This window comes from Methylorubrum thiocyanatum, from assembly GCA_014138645.1.
In the GTDB taxonomy this organism is placed as follows: domain Bacteria; phylum Pseudomonadota; class Alphaproteobacteria; order Rhizobiales; family Beijerinckiaceae; genus Methylobacterium; species Methylobacterium thiocyanatum.
Genome location: JACJIB010000008.1, coordinates 18,633 through 39,318 on the forward strand (window position 1 = coordinate 18,633; position 20,686 = coordinate 39,318).

Annotated in this window: 17 protein-coding genes; 9 read left to right on the forward strand and 8 right to left on the reverse strand. The window is 69.9% G+C overall.

The window, feature by feature from the left end:
- Positions 1-172: 172 nt before the first annotated feature.
- On the reverse strand, positions 173-1,645 hold the full coding sequence (locus tag HNR51_RS20890) for a catalase (protein ID WP_012452302.1): 1,473 nt from the start codon (positions 1,643-1,645) through the stop codon (positions 173-175).
- Positions 1,646-2,023: 378 nt separating this feature from the next.
- On the opposite strand from HNR51_RS20890, the gene HNR51_RS20895 reads away from it, so the two are divergent.
- Positions 2,024-4,090, forward strand: coding sequence for a protein meaA (locus HNR51_RS20895; RefSeq protein WP_141950091.1), 2,067 nt, complete (start codon positions 2,024-2,026; stop codon positions 4,088-4,090).
- Positions 4,091-4,169: 79 nt separating this feature from the next.
- Here HNR51_RS20895 and HNR51_RS20900 read toward each other — a convergent pair whose 3' ends face one another.
- Complete coding sequence (locus HNR51_RS20900; RefSeq protein ID WP_182556223.1) at positions 4,170-4,856, reverse strand: DUF2490 domain-containing protein; 687 nt, start codon at positions 4,854-4,856, stop codon at positions 4,170-4,172.
- Between the two features lie 163 nt (positions 4,857-5,019).
- Positions 5,020-5,766, reverse strand: a complete 747-nt coding sequence (locus tag HNR51_RS20905) for a glucose 1-dehydrogenase (protein ID WP_012452305.1) — start codon at positions 5,764-5,766, stop codon at positions 5,020-5,022.
- A gap of 108 nt (positions 5,767-5,874) precedes the next feature.
- On the opposite strand from HNR51_RS20905, the gene HNR51_RS20910 reads away from it, so the two are divergent.
- Complete coding sequence (locus tag HNR51_RS20910) at positions 5,875-6,204, forward strand: ArsR/SmtB family transcription factor (protein ID WP_012452306.1); 330 nt, start codon at positions 5,875-5,877, stop codon at positions 6,202-6,204.
- Positions 6,205-6,371: 167 nt separating this feature from the next.
- Positions 6,372-7,433 (forward strand): tryptophan--tRNA ligase, encoded by a 1,062-nt coding sequence (trpS, locus tag HNR51_RS20915; RefSeq protein WP_012452307.1) that lies wholly within the window; start codon positions 6,372-6,374, stop codon positions 7,431-7,433.
- Between the two features lie 12 nt (positions 7,434-7,445).
- Here trpS and HNR51_RS20920 read toward each other — a convergent pair whose 3' ends face one another.
- On the reverse strand, positions 7,446-7,619 hold the full coding sequence (locus tag HNR51_RS20920) for a hypothetical protein (RefSeq protein ID WP_012452308.1): 174 nt from the start codon (positions 7,617-7,619) through the stop codon (positions 7,446-7,448).
- Positions 7,620-7,779: 160 nt separating this feature from the next.
- Here HNR51_RS20920 and leuD point away from each other — a divergent pair, with 160 nt between their 5' ends.
- The gene (gene leuD / locus HNR51_RS20925; protein ID WP_012452309.1) at positions 7,780-8,385 is read left to right on the forward strand and encodes a 3-isopropylmalate dehydratase small subunit; all 606 of its coding nucleotides are present in this window, start codon (positions 7,780-7,782) and stop codon (positions 8,383-8,385) included.
- Here leuD and HNR51_RS20930 read toward each other — a convergent pair.
- Entirely contained in the window at positions 8,367-9,008 is a 642-nt protein-coding gene (locus tag HNR51_RS20930) for a pyroglutamyl-peptidase I (protein ID WP_182556224.1), read from the reverse strand. The two genes, leuD and HNR51_RS20930, sit on opposite strands and share 19 nt — an antisense overlap.
- Positions 9,005-9,994: a methylmalonyl Co-A mutase-associated GTPase MeaB gene (gene meaB / locus HNR51_RS20935; protein WP_141950098.1), complete on the reverse strand. Its 990-nt coding sequence runs from the start codon at positions 9,992-9,994 to the stop codon at positions 9,005-9,007. Before meaB ends, HNR51_RS20930 begins: the two co-directional genes overlap by 4 nt.
- A 145-nt stretch (positions 9,995-10,139) precedes the next feature.
- On the opposite strand from meaB, the gene HNR51_RS20940 reads away from it, so the two are divergent.
- Together HNR51_RS20940 and HNR51_RS20945 are read left to right on the forward strand one after the other, a co-directional pair.
- Complete coding sequence (locus HNR51_RS20940) at positions 10,140-11,174, forward strand: alpha/beta hydrolase (protein WP_182556225.1); 1,035 nt, start codon at positions 10,140-10,142, stop codon at positions 11,172-11,174.
- Between the two features lie 184 nt (positions 11,175-11,358).
- Positions 11,359-11,706 (forward strand): hypothetical protein, encoded by a 348-nt coding sequence (locus HNR51_RS20945; protein WP_012452313.1) that lies wholly within the window; start codon positions 11,359-11,361, stop codon positions 11,704-11,706.
- 302 nt (positions 11,707-12,008) lie between these two features.
- Here the strand turns inward: HNR51_RS20945 and HNR51_RS20950 are convergent, their stop codons facing one another.
- Positions 12,009-13,889 (reverse strand): S9 family peptidase, encoded by a 1,881-nt coding sequence (locus tag HNR51_RS20950; protein ID WP_182556226.1) that lies wholly within the window; start codon positions 13,887-13,889, stop codon positions 12,009-12,011.
- 71 nt (positions 13,890-13,960) lie between these two features.
- A complete protein-coding gene (locus HNR51_RS20955; RefSeq protein ID WP_182556227.1) occupies positions 13,961-14,884 on the reverse strand; it encodes a L,D-transpeptidase in 924 nt (307 codons plus the stop codon).
- A 340-nt stretch (positions 14,885-15,224) separates the two neighbouring features.
- Here HNR51_RS20955 and HNR51_RS20960 point away from each other — a divergent pair, with 340 nt between their 5' ends.
- The 3 genes from HNR51_RS20960 (at position 15,225) to HNR51_RS20970 (ending at position 20,645) form a co-directional block, all read left to right on the forward strand.
- A complete protein-coding gene (locus tag HNR51_RS20960; protein WP_182556228.1) occupies positions 15,225-15,509 on the forward strand; it encodes a hypothetical protein in 285 nt (94 codons plus the stop codon).
- A gap of 131 nt (positions 15,510-15,640) precedes the next feature.
- The gene (locus tag HNR51_RS20965) at positions 15,641-16,888 is read left to right on the forward strand and encodes an exonuclease SbcCD subunit D (RefSeq protein WP_182556229.1); all 1,248 of its coding nucleotides are present in this window, start codon (positions 15,641-15,643) and stop codon (positions 16,886-16,888) included.
- Positions 16,889-16,898: 10 nt separating this feature from the next.
- Positions 16,899-20,645: an AAA family ATPase gene (locus HNR51_RS20970; protein ID WP_182556230.1), complete on the forward strand. Its 3,747-nt coding sequence runs from the start codon at positions 16,899-16,901 to the stop codon at positions 20,643-20,645.
- Positions 20,646-20,686 lie beyond the last annotated feature (41 nt).

The following is a 20,686-nucleotide window of genomic DNA, read 5'->3' on the forward strand; positions in this document are numbered from 1 at the left end:
CTCCCTGTTCTGCTCGTTCGCGCGTGACGAACCGCGCGACCTTGGCCGACGCTATAAGCACGATGTTTCCGGCCTTCCAAGTGGCCTAAAAGGCAAGGCTTTGTTCTCTCCGCACAAAAAAGAGGCACCGACCTAGGCCGATGCCCCTGTATTCAAAATAACGTTGAAACGACTACTCGGCGGCCGCTCGCGCCGTCTCGATTCCGAGGCCCTGTGCGACGCCGCGCCCGAAATCCTCGTGGACCTTGAACCAGTGAGCGATCATCCGCTCCTGGATGTTGCGGGGGCTGTCGCCCATGGACGTGACGATGTTCTCGACGAGCCGTTTCCGGCCGCCCTCGTCGAGCACCTTGGTCCAGAACAGCTTCGGCTGACCGTAGAGGTCCTCGTCGTCGCCCGGCCAGCCGTAGCGGCCGGCATCGCCCGTGATGCGCAGGGGCGGCTCGCTGAACGATGGATCCTGCTTCGGTCCGCCGAACGAGTTCGGCTCGTAATCGACCTGGGCGCCGTGATTACCGTCGGTGCGCATGGCGCCGTCGCGGTGATAGGTCTGGACCGGTGCGTTCTTGGCCTGGTTCACCGGGATCTGCTGGTAGTTCACGCCGAGCCGGTAGCGGTGGGCGTCGGCGTAGGACAGCACGCGGTTCTGCAGCATCTTGTCCGGCGAGAAGCCGATGCCCGGCACCACGTTCGACGGCTCGAAGGCCGACTGCTCGATCTCGGCGAAGTAGTTGTCGGGATTGCGGTTCAGCTCCATCTCGCCGATCTCGATCAGCGGGTAGTCGGCGTGCGGCCAGACCTTGGTGAGGTCGAACGGGTTGATGCGGTAGGTGTCAGCCTCCAGCTCCGGCATGAGCTGCACGGAGACCCTCCATTTCGGGAAGTCGCCCTTCTCGATGGCGTTGGAGAGGTCGGCGGAGGAGTAGTCCGGATCCTTGCCCGCGACCTCGTCGGCCTCATCCGCGGAAAAATTCTGGATGCCCTGCTTGGTGTGGAAGTGGAACTTCACCCAGTGGCGCTCGCCGCGGTCGTTCCAGAGCGAGAAGGTGTGCGAGCCGTAGCCGTTCATGAAGCGGGCCGATTTCGGCGTGCCGCGATCCGAGTACAGGAACATCACCTGATGGATCGCCTCCGGCGATAGGCTCCAGAAGTCCCAGCGGCGCCAGTGCGGCTTCAGGTGGGTGCGCGGATCGCGCTTCTGCGTGCGGATGAAGTCGGAGAACTTGATCGCGTCGCGTACGAAGAAGATCGGCGTGTTGTTGCCGACGAGATCCCAATTGCCCTCCTCGGTGTAGAACTTGAGGGCGAAGCCGCGCGGGTCGCGGGCGGTGTCCGCCGAGCCGGATTCGCCGCCGACGGTGGAGAAGCGTGCCACCATCGGCACCTCCTTGCCCACCTCGGTCAGCACCTTGGCGCGGGTGAACTCGGCCAGCGACTTGGTGAGCCGGAAGGTGCCGTAGGCACCGTAGCCCTTGGCATGGACCACGCGCTCCGGGATGCGCTCCCGGTTGAAGTGGGCCATCTTCTCGATGAGGTGGTAGTCCTGCATCAGCACCGGGCCGCGTGGGCCGGCGGTGAGCGAGTTCTGGTTGTCGGATACCGGATTTCCGAAGGCCGTCGTCAGCCGAGGGCTCTGGTCTGCCATCGCATGTTTCTCCTTGTCGGTGCCTCTGGGGGCGGCGTCGCAACCGGCGGTTCACCGGGCGATCGTTGCCGCCCCAACGCGCGAGGCCGAGCTTGGAGCCGTTCGAATCTGCAACGGAGCGATGCGTCTGTCGCCGAATGGCGGCAAGGTCGCGCGGAATTGAAGAGGGGCGGATCCGATCGGTCGATCTGCGACTTCCTCGACATCGCACGCGCAAGACAAATCGGCTTCACCGCGGCATCAAGTTTTTCCAGCGCTTGAGGCGCCCAACCTCGACCTTTCTCCCAGATGACGCGACGCGACGGCTTCGCTACGGTGCCGGCCAATAGCCGCGCCTCAAGGCGCGCGCGATCGCATCGGATCAGGGAGTCGAGTGGGATGAGCGCGCAAGCGAGCGTCGCCGAGGTCAAGCGCGACAAGCCGTGGATCATCCGCACTTATGCGGGTCACTCGACGGCGGCGGAGTCGAACAAACTCTATCGCGGCAACCTCGCCAAGGGCCAGACCGGCCTGTCCGTCGCATTCGACCTGCCGACCCAGACGGGCTACGACCCGGACCACGAACTCGCCCGCGGCGAGGTCGGCAAGGTCGGTGTCTCGATCGCGCATCTCGGCGACATGCGGGCGCTGTTCGACCAGATCCCGCTGGCGCAGATGAACACCTCGATGACGATCAACGCCACGGCGCCGTGGCTCCTGTCGCTCTACCTCGCCGTGGCCGAGGAGCAGGGCGCGCCGATCGCCGCGCTCCAGGGCACGACGCAGAACGACATCATCAAGGAATATCTCTCGCGCGGCACCTACGTGTTCCCGCCCGCGCCCTCGCTTCGGCTGACCAAGGACGTGATCCTGTTCACGACCAAGAACGTGCCGAAGTGGAACCCGATGAACGTCTGCTCCTACCACCTGCAGGAGGCGGGGGCGACGCCGGTTCAGGAACTCTCCTACGCGCTGGCCATCGCCATGGCGGTGCTCGACACCGTGCGCGAAGATCCCGATTTCGACGAGGCCAGCTTCTCCGACGTCTTCAGCCGGATCTCGTTCTTCGTGAATGCCGGAATGCGGTTCGTCACCGAGATCTGCAAGATGCGGGCGTTCGCCGAGCTGTGGGACGAGATCGCCCAGCAACGCTACGGCATCACCGACGCCAAGAAGCGCATTTTCCGGTATGGCGTCCAGGTGAACTCGCTCGGGCTCACCGAACAGCAGCCCGAGAACAACGTCCACCGCATCCTGATCGAGATGCTGGCGGTCACGCTGTCCAAACGCGCCCGCGCCCGCGCAGTGCAGTTGCCGGCCTGGAACGAGGCGCTCGGCCTGCCGCGGCCGTGGGACCAGCAATGGTCGATGCGGATGCAGCAGATCCTCGCCTTCGAGACCGACCTGCTCGAATACGACGACATCTTCGACGGCTCGACGGTGATCGAGTCCCGGGTTGAGGCCCTGAAGGAGCAGACCCGGGCCGAGCTGAAACGGATCGCCGAACTCGGCGGCGCGGTCACGGCGGTCGAGGCGGGCGAGCTGAAGCGGGCGCTGGTGGAATCGAACGCCCGGCGCATCGCGGCGATCGAGAAGGGCGAGCAGATCGTCGTCGGCGTCAACAAGTGGCAGCAGGGCGAGCCGTCCCCGCTGACCGCGGGGGACGGAGCGATCTTCACCGTCTCGGAGACGGTCGAGATGGAAGCCGAGGCCCGGATCCGCGAGTGGCGCTCGAAGCGCGACGACAACGCGGTGAAGCAGGCGCTGGCCGACCTCGAGCAGGCGGCCCGCTCGGGCGCCAATATCATGCCGCCGTCCATCGCTGCGGCGAAGGCCGGCGTCACCACCGGCGAGTGGGGCCAGCGCCTGCGCGAGGTGTTCGGCGAGTACCGCGCGCCGACCGGCGTGACCCTGGAGACGGTCACCTCGGGCGCGGCGGAGGAGGCGCGCCTGCTCATCGCGGATCTCGGGGAGCGGCTCGGCGAGACGCCGAAGCTCGTGGTCGGCAAGCCGGGCCTCGACGGCCATTCCAACGGCGCCGAGCAGATCGCGCTGCGTGCGCGTGATGTCGGCTTCGACGTGACCTACGACGGCATTCGCCAGACTCCGACGGAGATCGTCGCCAAGGCGAAGGAGCGCGGCGCCCATGTCATCGGCCTCTCGGTGCTGTCGGGCAGCCACGTGCCGTTGGTGCGCGAAGTGAAGGCGAAGCTGCGCGAGGCCGGCCTCGACCACGTGCCCGTGGTCGTCGGCGGCATCATCTCGACCGAGGACGAACTGGTGCTCAAGAACATGGGCGTCACCGCGGTCTACACGCCGAAGGACTACGAGCTCGACAAGATCATGGTCGGGCTCGCCAAGGTCGTGGAGCGAGCCCTCGACAAGCGCGCCGCCGACAAGGCGGACACGGAAGCCGGTGTGCCGGGCGCGCCGCGGCCCAACGGCAACGCCGCGCAGGTCTTCTGACGGCGGCCGTCACCTCTGCGAAACGGCCCCGGTCAGCACCCTCCTCCCCCCGCGGGGAGGAGGCGACGGCCAAGACATCTCAGTTTCGGACGAACAGGTTCACCGACAGGATGTGATCCAGCTCGGTGCCGCGGGCCGGCGCCCGGGCCGTCTGGTTCAAGTAACCGATCTCGACCGTCGATTGTCCGCCGATCGGCAGTTCGAGCCCGACGAAGGTGCGGATGCGATCGAAGCCGGCGCGGGGGCCCCAATCCGCGTCGTTGAGCGCCACGAAGAGTTCCGTCCAGCCCACCGCCGAGATGCTGTCCTTCGCCTCGGTCAGCGGGCGAGCGAAGCGCAGGTTTTCGCGCAGCCGAAAACCGACATCCCGCCCGCCGGACTGCCAGCGCTGCTCGAAACGTGTCCGTGACGAGACCTTCACCCCCGCGATCTCGCCGATCTTCCAGTTGATTTCCTGGAAGCTGCGATCCTCGATGCTCACGCGGCCGGGCGTGCCGTGGTCTTCGACGTAGGCGTAGCCCTGATAGAGGGTGAGACTCTCGTTGACCTTCCAGCCCACCGCCGGACGAAGGATCAGCTGGTCGAGCCGTGAGATTCCGCTGCCGATGCGCGGCTGAGCCTCGGCAAAGAAGGCGACGTCGCCGAGGGAGCCGAACAGGGTCGTGTTGATCCAGAGCTGCCCGTCCTGCACGGGATCGGCGGCAGCGCGTGCACCCGACGCCACGAGGCACAGCCCGGCCAGCAGGAGATGCGCACGTCCGATCACGATCCCCTCCGCCAACGGCCGGGGACTGAATGTCCGCCCTCGGGGCGTGCCGTCAAGCTAGCGCTGTGATCTCAAGTGATCAGGTTCATGGGACGACCGCGCAAGGCGGTTCGCCCGTGCACGCCGCAGCGGCGAGCGTGCACGGGCGACATGGCCGAAGGGGTCAGCGAATGCCGCCGCTCGCGTTGATCACCTCGCCGGTCACCCACCGGGCATCGTCGGAGGCCAGGAAGGCGACGACCCCGGCGATGTCATCCGGCTGGCCGGACCGGCCGAGCGGCGTCTGCGCGACGAAACCGGCTTCCATCTCCGAGCCGGCGATGCCGGCCGTATGGGTGCCCTCGGTCACGACGAAGCCGGGGCTCACCACGTTGACCCGGATCCGGCGCGGGGCCAGCTCGTTGGCGAGCACGCCCGAGATCGCATTCAGCGCGCCCTTGGTCCCGGTATAGACCGCGGTCGTCGGCGTCTCCACATCGGTGACGGCCGATGAGATGTTGACGATGCTGCCCCCCTCCCCAAGCTGTTTCGCGGCCGCCTGAGTCGCGAGCAGGACGCCGAGCACGTTGACGTCGAAGATGCGGCGGTAGTGCTCTTCGGTCACCTCCTCGATCGCCGCGAACTCGTAGATGCCGGAATTGTTGACCAGCACGTCGAGCCGGCCGAAGGCCGTCACCGCCGCCTCGATCAAGCCATGCGCCTGCGCGGCCTTCGTGACGTCCCCCTGGACCGCGATGGCCCTGCCCCCGGCCGCGGTGATCGCCTCGACGACGGCGTCGGCGCCCGCCTTGCTCGACGCGTAGTTGACGACGACCGCCGCGCCGTCCCGCGCCAGCGCCTTGGCGATGGCGGCGCCGATCCCCTTCGATGCACCGGTCACCACCGCGACCTTGCCCTCAAGCTTCGACATCTGTGCTAACCCTTCGAGATGGGCCGGCTCCGGTTCGGTCGCCGTGATCCCATAGTTCGGGATTTCGGAACTATGGAAGCGGGGTTCAAGCCCCCATATGGATAAATCATGAGGCCCCTGGTTCACCCCGCCATCGAGGACGTCCAGCCCGAGGCGATCCTGTACGCACTCTCGGATCCCCGCCGGGCGGCGATCTTTGCCCGGATCACGAAGGCCGGCTGCGTCGAGGCATGCTCGGCCGTTTCCGCGGTGGGCGATCAGGTGATCCCGAAATCCTCCCTCTCCAGCCACTTCAAGGTGCTGCGCGAGGCCGGCCTGATCCGTTCAGAGCGCCACGGCGTCGAGATGCGCAACCATTCGCGTTGCGCCGAGGTGGAGGCCCGCTTTCCCGGCCTGCTGTCGGCGATCATGAACGCCTACGCGGCTCAGGCGCGATGAGGGCGGTGCGCCGGCCGACGCCGGACGTCCGGATTCCGGTCTGACGGCTGTCCCGGTGCGGCCCGGCCCTGCTTGACCGGCCGCCATCCGCGGTGCCAGAAACCGCCGCTTCAAGCGGGATCACGAGATCGCCTCGGCCCGGACTGTCTTTCCAGGGATCCGCGCCGATGGCCGCGTTCACCGAACTCGTGTTCTCCGGCGTCCAGCCGACCGGAAACCTGCATCTCGGCAACTATCTCGGCGCCATCAAGCGCTTCGTCGAGATGCAGGAGCGCGACGCGCAGTGCCTTTACTGCGTGGTCGATCTCCACGCGATCACCCTGTGGCAGGATCCGCAGGCGCTGAAGGGGCAGATCCGCGAGGTGACCGCCGCCTTCCTCGCCGCCGGCATCGATCCGAAGCGCTCCATCGTCTTCAACCAGTCGCAGGTGCCGCAGCACGCCGAACTCGCCTGGATCTTCAACTGTGTGGCGCGGCTGGGATGGCTCAACCGCATGACGCAGTTCAAGGACAAGGCCGGAAAGGACCGGGAGAACGCCTCCATCGGTCTCTACGATTACCCCGTGCTGATGGCCGCCGACATCCTGGCCTACCGGGCGACGCATGTGCCGGTGGGCGAGGACCAGAAGCAGCACCTCGAACTGACTCGCGACATCGCGCAGAAGTTCAACAACGACTTCGCGGGGTCGATCCTGGCGCACGGCCACGGCGAGCAGTTCTTCCCGCTGACCGAGCCGCTGATCGGCGGCCCGGCCGCGCGCGTGATGTCGCTGCGTGACGGCACTAAGAAGATGTCGAAGTCGGATCCGTCCGAGTATTCGCGCATCAACCTCACGGACGATGCCGACGCCATCGCCCAGAAGGTGCGCAAGGCCAAGACCGATCCGGAGCCTCTTCCCTCTGAGGCGGCGGGCCTTGCCGGGCGGCCGGAGGCCGACAACCTCGTCGGCATCTTCGCAGCCCTGCGCGGCATCACCCGCGATGAGGTGCTGAAGGATTTCGGCGGCGCGCAGTTTTCCAGCTTCAAGCCCGCACTGGTCGATCTCGCCGTCGAGATGCTGGCGCCGATCGGTGCGGAGATGAAGCGCCTGGTGGCCGATCCGGCCTACATCGATACCGTCCTCGCCGACGGTGCCGAACGGGCCGGCGCAATCGCCGCGCCGACGCTGGACGCGGTCAAGGACATCGTCGGTTTCGTCCGGCGGGGGCCGGCACTCAAGGCGGTGTGAGACGCCGCGCGATCAGCGCCGCGGTTCGTCCTTGCGCAGGTGGCGGCCGTAGGCCTGCTCCTTCTCCTCGCGCTCCTTGATCAGGTCGGCGTAGGCCTGCCGCATCTCGGGTGAGACGGTCACGGTCTTGCCCTTGGCCGGCTTGCGTTTGGGCGCTTTCTTGAAGGTGTCCGACGTGTTGGTCATCGCTGTCACATCCCCCGTGCGCGAATGCTTCTATCATAGAGCAAGCCCGGCGTCGGCTGGAATAGGCGACTACCGGCACCGCGAGACGACTGCTAAAGACCGACGGACCCAAGCCGGGGATACGCGTACCCCGCATCCGACGACGATTTCGAGAAGAGCGATGGAAAAGTTCACGACCCTGGAGGGCGTCGCCGCGCCCATGCGGATCATCAACATCGACACCGACCGCATCATCCCGAAGCAGTATCTCAAGACGATCAAGCGCACCGGGCTCGGCCAGGGCCTGTTCTCGGAGATGCGCTACAACGACGACGGCTCGGAGAACCCGGATTTCGTCCTCAACCAGCCGGCCTACCGCAACGCCAAGATCCTCGTCGTCGGCGACAATTTCGGTTGCGGCTCGTCGCGCGAGCATGCGCCCTGGGCGCTGGCCGATTTCGGCATCCGCTGCGTGATCTCCACGAGCTTTGCCGACATCTTCTTCAACAACTGCGCCAAGAACGGCATCCTGGCCATCGTCGTACCGCCCGAGGATCTGGAGAAGCTGTTCGAGGATGCGGAGCGCGGCGCCAACGCGACGCTGACGATCGATCTCGCGGCGCAGACCATCAAGGGACCCGACGGCGGCACCCTGCATTTCGACATCGACGAGGGCCGCAAGCACAACCTGCTCAACGGCCTCGACGAGATCGGCCTGACCCTCGACCAGAAGGCGCCTGCGATCGAGGCCTACGAGGCGAAGCTCGCTCAGCGCGAATGGGCCTGACGACCGGCTGACATTCTGCTGCGAAGAACGAGCACCCGCGCAGCTTCGGCAAAGGCCTCGGCCCAGAGGTCGAGGGCGGGCCGGCGGCGCCCTCCCCCGGCCTTCGGCCGCGGGGTGCGCGGCGGCATCGGGATGTGCAGGAACACCGCCGGGCAGCCCTGCTCCAGCACCCGGTAATAGGACGCGTTGCACAGGTAGCGCCCAGCGTCCCGCGAGGCCGCAGCGTCGAGCCCGGCCCGCCTCAGCGCGATCCGCACCTGCGACGCGGCGGGGCTGAGGCGCTGGGCGGGGCCGCCCGGATCGAAGGCGAACGTCCGGCTCACGCGGCCGTCGGCATCCGGAAACAGCCGGCTCAGCCGGTTGACCGCGCGGGTCTCGACGCAGATGCGGGGGCGGCGCGCGGCCACGCCGATCATCAGCACGGCCAGGGGCCGCTTCGCCAGGGCCGGGGCGAGCTGCGTGTCGAGCGCCCCGTAGCGGGTGTCGAGCACGAGGCAGTCCGGCGCCTGCCCGAGGATCAGGCGCAGATGCGCCGAGCCCGCCAGACGCCGCGCCAAACGGGCGCTCGGATTGTCCGGCACCGTGGGAAACGGCCCGAACCCGGTGATGAGCAGGCGGCTCACAAACCGATCAGGGTTGCGATCGCGTCGGCTCCGGCGGCGGGCGAGTGCTCGCCGCCCGCGACCGCCCGCTCGGCCTCCGCGGTGGCTTTCCGCACCTCGGCGCTGCCGACGAGGCGCTGGTGCAGCCGCTCGTGGACCAGCGCCCACATCCATTTCACGTCCTGCTCGCGACGCTTGCTCGCGATTTCGCCGGTGGCGGTGAGCTTACCGCGGTGGTCCTCGATGCGCGACCACAGCGCGTCGAGCCCCTTGCCGTGCAGGCCGGAGATCGTGACCACCGGCGGCGTCCAGGTGGCGGAAGGCGGGGTCAGGATATGGAGGGCGGCGCGGTACTCGGAGGCCGCGGCGTTGGCCCGCCGCTCGCCCTCGCCATCATCGGCCTTATTGACCGCGATCATGTCGGCGAGTTCGAGGATGCCCTTCTTGATGCCCTGAAGCTCGTCGCCCGCGCCCGGCAGCATCAGCACGAGGAAGAAATCGGTGAGGTCGGCAACCGCCGTCTCCGACTGGCCGACGCCGACGGTCTCGACGAGGATGACGTCGAAGCCCGCCGCCTCGCACAGCAGCATGGTCTCGCGGGTCTTGGCCGCGACGCCGCCGAGGGTGCCCGAGGAGGGCGAGGGCCGGATGAAGGCGTTGCGGTCGATGGCGAGCCGCGCCATCCGCGTCTTGTCGCCGAGGATCGACCCGCCGGTGCGGGTCGAGGAGGGATCGACCGCCAGCACCGCCACCTTGTGCCCGGCCTGCGTCAGCAGCGAGCCGAGGGCGTCGATGGTGGTCGACTTTCCGACGCCCGGCACGCCGGTGATGCCGACGCGGATGGCCCGGCCCGTCTGCGGCAGCACCGCATCGATAAGGTCGCGCACTGCCGCCCGGTGATCGGCCCGGCGCGACTCGGCAAGCGTGATGGCGCGGGCCAACGCCGCCCTGTCGCCGGCCAGAAGCCGCTCGCGGATTTGATCCATATCGGGGAGGGTCGCGCTCATGGCCCCTTCATGCCGGGGCCGTGAGCGGGCGTCGAGTGCCCAAAATCCCAATCGTGCCCCGCCACGGTCAAGATCGTGCGCGAAGGAGGAGCGCCCGGCGCCGGCCTGCGACCGGAACCGGCATCTTCGGGGACCTAGACCGGCCATGCAGCCCTCCGACGCGACCCGCCGCTCTCTCCTGCGCCTCCTGGGGCTTGCCGGCGCGGCCACCCTGTCCCCGGCCCTTTCGGGGTGCGTGATGGACGGGCTCGCCACCGGCACCGTCGGCGAGACGCAGTCGGCGCTCGACGTGAGCCCGGTGCTCCTCGTCGCCACCACCCGCCGTCCGGCTACGGGCTCTCCGCCGAAGTCGCCCTATTTCGGCTCGGAGCGCGGGCGCGGCCTGAGCTTCGCGGAAGCGCGGATGGCCGCGCCGGACCGCTCGCTGATCGGCAAGGTCTCGGCGGTTGTGGGCGGCGACTGGGGCATCCGTTCCGTCGGCGAGGTGACGTCCGGGCCGGGTGCGGCGGCCGCCTTCGCGCAATCCGCCTTCGGCCGCGACGTGCTGATCTACGTCCACGGCTATCGCGAGAGCTTCGAATCGGCGGCGATCAGCGCCGCCCGACTCTCCGACGGCATCCGCTTCAACGGCGCCTCGGCCCTGTTCACATGGCCCTCGGCCGCCGCGACCTTCGATTACGGCTACGATCGCGAGAGCGCCTTGTGGTCCCGCGACGCCTTCGAGGACCTGCTCAAGACCCTCGCGATGACGCCGAGCGGCGGTCGCATCCACATCGTCGCCCATTCGATGGGAACGCTCCTCACCCTCGAGACCCTGCGCATGCTGCGGGTCGAGGCCGGCGAGGCGGCCGTCGCCCGGATCGGCGCGGTGGTGCTCGCCGCGCCCGATATCGACATCGACCTCTTCGCCAACGGCGTCGAGCGCTTGGGGCCGGACGCCAAGCGCATCACCGTTATCTCGGCGACCAACGACCGGGCGCTCGAATTGTCGGGCGCCATCGCCGGCGGCGTCGTCCGCGCGGGTGCCGCCGACCGGGAACGGCTGGAGGCCCTCGGCGTGCGCGTCGCCGACGCGTCGGATTACGGCGGCGGCCTGTTCAACCACGACCTGTTCCTGTCGAATCGCGAGGTTCAGGCCGTCGTGAAGCGCGCCATCGCCCGCGGCAGCAGCGGCGCCTGAGGCCGAGACGGGATCAGAGGGATCGGCTTTCGCGCGATTGCCCTGCCCGTACGGCCGGCGCCCCATCGACGAATCCGGTTCGCTCGTCCTACAAGCGCCGCCGAACCCGGCCAGTCCGGTCCGGGTTTTCCGCGTGCCGCCCTTAGGCCCGCGGCACTCTTTCCCTCTTCCGAGGACGTTCCCGATGTTCACGCTTGAGATCGACGGCACGGCGATCGCGGTCATCAACGGCGACGAGGCGACCGCCCGCGACCTGTTCACCTGCGACGGCTTCAAGGAGGACATCCGGACGATGACGACCGCCGGCCGTCCGATCTGGAACGGCACCGCGGCGCTGACCGTGCGCCCCTCCACGGAGGACGAGGTCGAGGAGTTCGAGGACGCGCTCGCGGCCGATGACGGCGAGGGCGATTTCGAGCCCGACGAGCATCACGCCGCCGAAGGCGACGGCTCGGACGACGAGGACGAGGCCGACATCGTCTTCCTCGTGGACATCGACGACGAGGACGAGGATCAGCCGCTCGACGCTTGATCCAAATTCCGACCGATTTCCGTCATTCCGCCTCCACCGTCATCCCGGGGCCGCGCAGCGAAACCCGGGATCCACCCGTGATGCGCGCTCGACGGACAGGTCGTAGCCATTCGTGGCTTCCGGGTTCGCTTATCGGCGCCCCGGAATCACGTCGGGAGTGGCTGAACCGAGCCAACACAGCGGAAGCCGCATGACGGCGCGCGGCATTCTGGATTACGACCGACCATGCCGGCGAAGGTCGCCGGCATGGCAAAGTAGGGCCGGGTAGAGCGACGCCTGCCAGCCCTGGCTCCGCCTCGCGATTACCCCTCCCGCACCACCTGCATCGACGTACCGCTCGATTCGGCCTCGCGGATCGGTTCGCAGCGCCCGCCGAGATGGCGCGCGAGAAACGTCTCGGCGCGGGCGAAGAAGGCCAGCCGATTGGCCGGGCGGACGAGGCCATGGCCCTCGTCCGGAAACAGCAGGTAGGTCACCGGAATCCCGCCGCGCTCCATCGCCGCGACCATCTGGTCGGATTCGTCCTTTTTCACCCGTGGATCGTTGGCCCCCTGCACGATCAGCAGCGGCGCCTTGATCCGATCGGCGAAGTAGACCGGCGAGCGCTCGCGGATGAGCGCCATGCCCTCCTCCGTGTCCGGATCGCCGATGGCGCGGTGGAGCTGCGCCCGCATCGCCTCCCAGTAGGGCGGGATCGTCCGAACCAGGGTTTCGAGATTGGCCGGGCCGACGAGGTCGATGCCGCAGGCATAGGCTTCCGGGTTGCGGGTCAGCGCCATCAGCGTGGCGTAGCCGCCGTAGCTGCCCCCCATGATCGCGACGCGGGCCGGATCGGCCACGCCCTGCGCCACCGCCCAGGCGACGGCATCGCTGAGATCGTCGTCCATCCGCCGGCCCCACTCGCGGTCGCCGGCGTTGAGGAAGGCCTTTCCGAATCCGGTCGACGAGCGGAAGTTGACGCTGAGCGCCGCGTAGCCCCGGTTGGCCAGCCACTGATGGATGCCGTCGAAGCCGAAGCTGTCGCGCGCCCAGGGACCGCCATGGACGAGCAGCACCAGCGGCCCCGGTCCCTGCGCATCGAGCGGGCGGGTAAGGTAGGAGACGAGATCGAGCCCGTCGCGGGAGGGAATGATCGACGGGCTCATCGGCGCCAGCGGCGCCCCTTCCAGTTCCGGCCGCGCGCTTCCGAGCGAGCGCAGCCTCTTTGCGCGGCGGTCGTAGATCGCGGCCTCGCCGACGCGGGTGTCGGCGCGGGCGACGACGATCCAGAGCGCGTCGTCCTCCGTGCGGCTCGCCGGATACCAGTCGCCGAGCCCCTGGGTTTCGAGGAAGGCGAAATCGTCGGCGAAGCGCGGGTCGAGCACGTGCCAGGACTTGCGGGCGTGGGTGACCGAATAGGCCACCGGCTCGTGCGTCTCGACGTCCTGCAGCACGGCGCCGATATCCGCCTCCTCATGCGCGGCGAGCACGCGGGTCTCTCCGCTAGCGAGATCGATCCGGGTCAGAGCGGCGGTGTTGCGGCCGCGGCTGTCGCGGCAGAACAGGGCGGTGGCGGCGGCATCGAGGTTCTCCGCCCCCGAGACGCGGGCATCCTCGGGCGGGAAGGTGAGCCACGGCTTCCAGTTCGCGCCGTCGCGGGCGATCAACTGGCTCGATCCGTCCGGGAGATTGCGGAAGGCGAAACGCACCGCGTAACGCTCGTCGATGAGGAAGCCGGCAAAGCCCGGATTCTCAATTACCAAGCTGCGCGCGCCGGTGGCGAGGTCGACGCTGTGGATGTCGTGGAAGCGCGGATCGCGGTCGTTGATCGCCACCAGCACACGGTCGCGCATGATGCGGCTGAGGCCCACGATCGCCGCGGCGATGCCGGGGATCGGCGTCAGGTCGCGGCGCTCCCCCGTGGTGAGATCGACGGCGTAGAGGTGGTGATTCTCGTCGCCGTCCGCGTCCTGCACGTAGAGCAGGTGGCGGCCGTCATAGGCGAAGGCGTAGGCGTCGATGCCGCGCCGCTGGTCGGTGGTGACGGGGGCAGCCGCGTCGAGATCATCGATCGGCGCCGACCAGATGTTGAGCACGCCCTCATAGGGCGCCACCCAGCCGAGGCGGCGCCCGTCCGGGCTGATCTGATGGCCGTAGCGCGTGGGGTTGCCGAACAGGTGCTCGCGCGGGATCAGATCGACCATGCTGTCTCCTCGAAGTCCGGCGCCCACCGCTCGCGGCGGCAGGCGCTGTCCCCGAGGAAACTATCGCGAGATCAGCCGAGTACCACCACCTTGGCGCCGACTTCGACGCGGTTGAACAGGTCGATGGCGTCCTGGTTGATCATGCGGATGCAGCCCGAGGACACGCTCTTGCCGATGGAGTGCGGCTCCAGCGTGCCGTGGATGCGGAACAGCGTGTCCTTGTTGTTCTGCCAGAGATACATGGCCCGGGCGCCGAGCGGGTTGCGGCTGCCGCCAGGGACGCCGAGCCCGCTCTGCAGCTTGTCCACCTCGCGGGCGAGATCCGGCCGCCGGGCGATCATCTCCTTGGGCGGATACCAGTCCGGCCAGGCCTGCTTCGAGTTGATGGTCGCGTTGCCCGACCACGAGAAGCCCTGCTTGCCGACGCCGACGCCGTAGCGCCGAGCCCGGCCGTTCGGCAGGACGAGGTAGAGGAAGTGCGCCTTGGGATCGACCACGATCGTGCCCGGCGGCTCGTTCGTGCGGAAATCGACCTCTTGGCGCAGGAAGACCGGGTTGAACTTCTTGTAGGGGATCGCCTGGACCGGGAACGGCTCGTTGGCGATCGCAGCATAAGCCTTCGTGTAGTCGATCGGGCCGTTATCGGGCTCCTGCGGCGGCACAGGGTAGCCGGCCTGCTGCTGGCGCGGCGTCTGGTTCGGTGCCTCGGCGGCGGGCGGCGGCTCGCCGTAGCGCTCGGCCCGGCGGCGGGCATAGGCCTCGGCGTCGAGATCCGCCCCGGAGGCGTTCGGCACCGGGCGCCCGTTGCTGACCTGACCGTTATAGGGGACGTACTGCCCGCTGCGGCGGCGGTAGAGGTTGCCGTTGCTGTCCTGGTAGAGGCGGTCGTCGTCGAACCCGTCGAAGGTCTGAGCGAGACCGTGCATCGGCAGGAATGCGAGCCCGAGGCTCGTCGCGGCTCCGAAAAGAAGCTTACGGCGGTTCTGAACTGGCATGGATCGCTCGATCGAATGGGCCGGGCCGGAAACGTCTCCGGAATACGGAAGAACGGTCACGATCATCCGGGCCGGCTGAACTGCCCCGCTTGCTCCGTAGCAAGGATGCGGCCGGGCGTCAGGGCCGGAGACAACGGTCAGGCGTCCTGCACCGTGAACTGTGCGAACATTGTGTCCGAAAGGTTACACGCGGGTCCGCCATGCGCCGGACGAGCGGCATTAACGATTTCGCAAAAAATGTGCGGATTGCAGGGCGAATCGTGGCGGACGGCGATTGCATTGGCGGGGCGCGCACCTAGATCAAGCGTGACCGTACGGCCCTGACCACGGACCCCTCCCCTTGCGCGCCTCGCTCCTCCGCCTCTCGCTCGGACTGCTCTGCCTCGGCCTGATTCTGCCCGGCGAGGCCATGGCCGCCCGCAGGACCGCGCCCCTCCGTCCCGCCAAGACACCGCCGAAGACGGCGGTCGCCAAGGCGGACACGAAAGCGGACACCAATGCTCCGCTGACGGCGCCGCAGACGGCCTGGACCGCAGCCGAATCGGCCAATTGCGGCCGCGTCCGCCGCAAGCTCTGGCAGGCGGATGAGGGCTGGATCGTGAAGACGGTCACCGTCTGCCACTGAGCCGCCGAGCCTGCGAATCACAGGAGATCCCGGCCTGCGGCCGGGCCGCTCTCGAAGCCGGCGGCACAACCGGCTACAAGCCGGCTTGAGGCGGCGATCGCCGCCCCGGCATCGGCGAGTGGCGTCTTTCAGTGATCCGCGTTCTCCATACGGGCGATTGGCATATCGGCCAGACCCTGCGCGGCTTCTCCCGCGAGCGCGAGCACGACGCCGTGTTCGGCGGGCTCGAGAGCATCGTGGTGGAGCGCGAGGTCGATGCCCTCGTCGTGGCCGGCGACGTGTTCGACAGCCAGAACCCCTCCGGCGAATCGCAGGCGCGCTTCTACGCGCTGATGGCGCGCCTCCACGCGGCGCGGCCGGCGATGACCATCGTCATCACCGCGGGCAATCACGACGCCGCGGGCCGTCTGGAGGCGCCGCGCCCCCTGCTGGAAGCCATCGGCGTCCACGTCGTCGGCAATGTCCGCCGCCGCGACGGGGCGATCGACCTCGACCGGCATCTCGTGCCGGTTCGCTCCGCCCGTGGCGAGGTGGCGGCGCAAGTGCTCGCGGTCTCCTATCCCACCGCCGCCTGCCTGCCGCCGCTCTCCTCCCTCGGCAAGGAGGGGCGCATCGGTGAGGCCTCGCCGATCGTGCGGGCGGTGCGCGACCTCTACGGCCAGCTCTTCGAGGCGGCCCGGCCGCGGCTCGCCGGCCTGCCGCTCCTCGTCACTGGCCATCTCCACGTGGCCGGCGGACTCGAATCGGAGGGCGCGGAGCGGCGCATCCTGGTGGGTGGCGAGCATGCCGTGCCGGCCGACGTGTTTCCGGAGGAGGCGCGCTACGTGGCGCTCGGCCATCTCCATCGGGCGCAGATGCTGGGTCGCGGGCAGGTGCGCTATTGCGGCTCGCTGATTCCGCTCTCGGCCGCCGAGCAGCCCTACCGCCATGGGGTGACGCTGGTGACCCTCGGAAGCGGTGCGGCGCAGATCGAGCATATCGAGATCGACCGCCCCGTCCCCTTCCTGCGCCTGCCGGCCTCGGGCGACATGCCGCTTGCCGATCTCGGCGACCATCTCGCCGCCCTCGCATTCGATCCCGACCTGCCGATGGAGGCGCGTCCCTTCATCCAGGTGCGGCTCGCCCGCGAGGGCCTGCTGCCGGGCTACCGCGCCGAGGTGGACCGCATCGCCGAAGGCTTTCCGGTGCGTGTCGTCGATGTGAGGGTGACGGTGCCGCCGCGGGCCGCCGTCGAGATCGTGGAAGCGGAGGCGCCGCCCCTGCGCCTGTCCGAGCGCGACCCGGAGGAGCTGTTCCGCCTCGCCTACCGCGCGAAGTGGGAGGAGGATCCGGAACCCGCCCATCTCGACGTGTTTCACCGCGCGCGAGCGGAAGCCTGAGCCGCACGCCATGCGCATCCTCGCGATCCGCGGCGAGAACCTCGCGAGCCTCGCCGCGCCCTTCGCGGTCGATCTCGCGGCCGAGCCGCTCGGCGCCACCGGCCTGTTCGCCATCACCGGCGAGACCGGCGCGGGCAAGTCCACCATCCTCGACGCGCTCTGCCTCGCCCTCTACGGCCGCTATCCCCGCGTCGCGGTCAGCCGCCGCGAGGACGTGCCCGATCCCGGCGGCGAGGCGCTCAGCGCCAGCGACGGGCGGGCGATCCTGCGCCGGGGCGCGGGTGCGGGCTACGCCGAGGTCGACTTCATCGGCCAGGACGGCATCGCCTACCGCGTCGGCTGGGAAGCCTTCCGCGCCCGCAACCGGGCGACCGGCAAGCTCCAGGCTGAGCGGCGTCGCCTGCACCGGCTCGACGACGGCAGCGCCGTCGCCGCGGGCAAGACGCAGGTGCTCGCCGCCGTCGAGCGTCTGACCGACCTCACCTTCGACCAGTTCCGCCGCACGGTGCTGCTGGCGCAGGGCGAGTTCGACACCTTCCTGCTCGCGGCGGAAGGGGAGCGGGCCGAGCTTCTGGAGAAGATCACCGGCACGGCGATCTATTCCGAGATCTCGAAGCGGGTGCATCTCGGCTATGAGGAGCACCGCCGCGCGGTCGCGGCGCTGGAGGTCCGTCGCGGCGAGATCGGCCTGCTCGACGCGGAGGGGCTGGCAAGCCGCAGCGCCGAGCGCGCTGCGCTGCTGGCGCAAGTCGCGAGCTGGAGCGGCGAGCAGGAGGCGGTCGGCCGGACTCTCGAGGCGGCGCGCCGGATCGACGCTGCCCGCGTGGCGCTGGCTCTGGCCGAGCGGAACGCCACCTCGGCGCAGGAGAGCTTGGAGGCGGCCGGGCCGGACCGAGCCCGCCTCGCCGAACTCGACGGAATCGAGCCCCTGCGCGGCCGGGCCGAGGCGTTGCGCGAGACCGCCCGTGAGCATTCGGAGGCACGGGCGCGCGTCGAGGCCGCCGGCGCCCAGGTCGCGGCCGCCCGTGCCGCCGCCGAGGCGGCCGAGGCGCAGCGCGCGCAGGCGAGCGCGGCGGACGAGGCGGCGGAATCGGTCTTCAAGAGCTTCGGGCCGGTGTGGGACCGCGCGGCCGAACTCGACGCCACCATCGCCATCGCCGAGCAGGAAGCGGCCGCCGCCGCCCAGGCCTCCGCCCAATCGGTGCAGGCCGCGGAGACGGCGGCGGCCGCGCTCGCCGCCCTCGATCACCGCCTCGCGCAGGCGCACGAGGCGCGCGAGGCCGCGTCCCGCCGCCTCGAAGCCGATAACGGCCATGCCTTCCTCGCCGAGCGAGGCGAAGAAGTCGCCCGGCGGATCCGCGAGCGGGCGCGGCTGAGCGAGCAGGCGGAGGCGGCCCGGAGGGAGGCAGCGGCGCGGCGGGGCGAGATCGCCGGTTGTGACGGCGAAGCGGAGGCCGGCGCCGCACGCCTTGCCGATCTGCGCGCCCGCCGCGAAGCGTTGGCCGCCGCCCGTGCGGAGCGCGAGGCGGCGCTCATTGCCCTCGCGGAGCCGCAGGCACAGGCCCGCGCCGCCGCCCTGGAAACCCTGCTCGATGCCCTGCGCGAGGCCTACGCCCTGGCCGGCCGCCATGGTACGGCGGTCGCCGACCGCGCCGCCGCAGCGGAGGCCGGAGCGGAGGCGGCGGCCGCGTCGGCGCAGGCGGCCTCGCGCTATGCTGCGGCGGAAGAGGCGCTGAACGAGGCCGGAGTCCGGCGTGCCGAGATTGCACCGCTCGCGGATCTCGCCGAGGAGAGCGTCTCGCGCGAGGCGGCGCGGCTGCGCAGCCTGCTCGTGCCCGGCGGATCCTGCCCGGTCTGCGGCAGCCTCGAGCATCCGCATGCCCACGAGGCCGACGACGCCCTCGGCCGGCTCGCCGAGGTGATGCGCGCCCGTCGCACCGAACTCGATGCGCGGATCGCGGAGCATCAGGAGGCGCGCGACCGCGCCCGCGGCGACCACGCGGCGGCGCAAGGCCGTCACGAGGACGCGCAGGAACGCGCCGCCGCCGCAGCCGAAGCGGCGGCCACCGCCGCGGCGCGCTATCGCGCTGGCCTGCCCGGTCTCAGCGCCGCCCTGGACGCCTCCGGGCTCGCCGCCGTCCTGCCGCAGGAGCCCGAGGCCCCGGCACTGGCCGCCGCCGGGACCGCCGCACGGGCCGAACGCGACGCCACCCTGGCGCGGATCGCCGAGGCGAGGACGCTGCGCGGCGCGATCGATGGTCTGATCCGCGAGCGCGACCAGGCGGAGGCGCTGGCCGAGACGCAGACGCGCGCGCTCGACGTCCTCACCCGCCGCCGCACCGAGGCCGGCCTCGCAGCCGAGCGTGCCGAAAGCCTTCAGGCCGCCCTGATCCAGCGCATTGCGGACCTGTCGGGTGAGATCGCACCGGCCCTGAGCGCGGCGGATCTGAGCCTTGCCGAACTCGACCGGGCAGCGGAGGCCTGCGCCGCCCGGATCGTCGCGCTCGGACAGGCCTATGCGGCGTTACGGGCGCAGCAGGCCGATTTGGAGGCGCAGATCGCGGCCCTGGTGCCGGAACGGGCCGTGGCGGCCGCTTCGAGCGAGTCCGAGGCGCGGGCCGCGGCGAAGGCGCATGCCGAGCTAGAAGCGCGTCAGGCCAAGCTTGCCCAGGCACGCGAGGAGCGCGCCGGTCTCCTCGGCGGCGAGGCGACCGGCCTCCATCGCACCCGGCACAACAATGAGCGCCGCGCCGCCCGCGATGCCCTCCAGGCAGCGCAGGCCGCCTGCGCCGAGGCCGCCCGCGCGCTGACGGGCGCGGTCGCCGATGAGGCCGGCGTCAAGGCTGCCGCGGAGCGCGCCGCCGCCCGCCACGCCGCCGCCGAGGCCGCCTTCGCCGAGGCGTGTGGCGCGCGCGGGCGCGACGCGGTGTCCGCCCTGCTCGCCGTGCCGACCGAGATCCGCGAGGCGCTGCGCAGCGGTCTCGACCGGCTCACCCGCGAAGAGGCCGAGGCCCGCACGGCGCTGGCCACCCGCCGTGCCGATGTGGCGGCCCTTGATGCCGAGGCCGGGATCGACGTCGCGGCGGCGCAGGCCGAGGCGGCCCGGCTCACGGATGCGGTGGCACAGGCGCAGCAACGCCTCGGCGCCCTCGACGCGGAGTTGCGCCGGGACGAGGCCGCCCGCGCCCGAGCCGCCGACCTCGCCACCGAGATCGAGGCGGCGCAGGCCGAACTCGCGACCTGGCACCGGGTCGAGGAAGCCGTCGGTTCGGCGGGCGGGGACCGCTTCCGCCGCTTCGCTCAGGGCGTGACCCTCGATCACCTCGTTCATCTCGCCAACGACCAGCTCCGGGCGCTCAGCCCTCGCTACCGCCTCGCCCGCAGCGCGGGGGCCGACCTCGCCCTGCACGTCGTCGACGGCGACATGGGCGACGAGCGCCGCGCCACCCGCAGCCTCTCCGGCGGCGAGCGCTTCCTGGTCTCGCTGGCGCTGGCGCTCGCCTTGTCCGGCCTGGAGGGACGGCAATCCTTCGTCGACACCCTGTTCATCGACGAGGGCTTCGGCTCCCTCGACGCGGACACCCTCGACCTCGCGGTGGATGCCCTGGAGACGCTTCAGGGCCGCGGCCGCAAGGTCGGGGTCATCACCCATGTCGCCGGGATGATGGAGCGCATCGCCGTCCAGATCCGGGTGGAGAAGCGCGGCAGCGGCCGCAGCGTGGTCCGGGTGGTGGATCGCGGCGCTGCCGTCGATTGAGGCAGGGCAGCCTCTGCATGGTTCCTGGGCAAGACTGCTCT

Excerpts from the sequence above, each read along its gene's own strand:
- HNR51_RS20890 (WP_012452302.1), bottom strand. The coding sequence starts at position 1,645 with ATGGCAGACCAGAGCCCTCGGCTGACGACGGCCTTCGGAAATCCGGTA.
- HNR51_RS20895 (WP_141950091.1), top strand. The coding sequence starts at position 2,024 with ATGAGCGCGCAAGCGAGCGTCGCCGAGGTCAAGCGCGACAAGCCGTGG.
- HNR51_RS20905 (WP_012452305.1), bottom strand. The coding sequence starts at position 5,766 with ATGTCGAAGCTTGAGGGCAAGGTCGCGGTGGTGACCGGTGCATCGAAG.
- HNR51_RS20910 (WP_012452306.1), top strand. The coding sequence starts at position 5,875 with ATGAGGCCCCTGGTTCACCCCGCCATCGAGGACGTCCAGCCCGAGGCG.
- trpS (WP_012452307.1), top strand. The coding sequence starts at position 6,372 with ATGGCCGCGTTCACCGAACTCGTGTTCTCCGGCGTCCAGCCGACCGGA.
- HNR51_RS20920 (WP_012452308.1), bottom strand. The coding sequence starts at position 7,619 with ATGACCAACACGTCGGACACCTTCAAGAAAGCGCCCAAACGCAAGCCG.
- leuD (WP_012452309.1), top strand. The coding sequence starts at position 7,780 with ATGGAAAAGTTCACGACCCTGGAGGGCGTCGCCGCGCCCATGCGGATC.
- meaB (WP_141950098.1), bottom strand. The coding sequence starts at position 9,994 with ATGAGCGCGACCCTCCCCGATATGGATCAAATCCGCGAGCGGCTTCTG.
- HNR51_RS20940 (WP_182556225.1), top strand. The coding sequence starts at position 10,140 with ATGCAGCCCTCCGACGCGACCCGCCGCTCTCTCCTGCGCCTCCTGGGG.
- HNR51_RS20945 (WP_012452313.1), top strand. The coding sequence starts at position 11,359 with ATGTTCACGCTTGAGATCGACGGCACGGCGATCGCGGTCATCAACGGC.
- HNR51_RS20950 (WP_182556226.1), bottom strand. The coding sequence starts at position 13,889 with ATGGTCGATCTGATCCCGCGCGAGCACCTGTTCGGCAACCCCACGCGC.
- HNR51_RS20955 (WP_182556227.1), bottom strand. The coding sequence starts at position 14,884 with ATGCCAGTTCAGAACCGCCGTAAGCTTCTTTTCGGAGCCGCGACGAGC.
- HNR51_RS20970 (WP_182556230.1), top strand. The coding sequence starts at position 16,899 with ATGCGCATCCTCGCGATCCGCGGCGAGAACCTCGCGAGCCTCGCCGCG.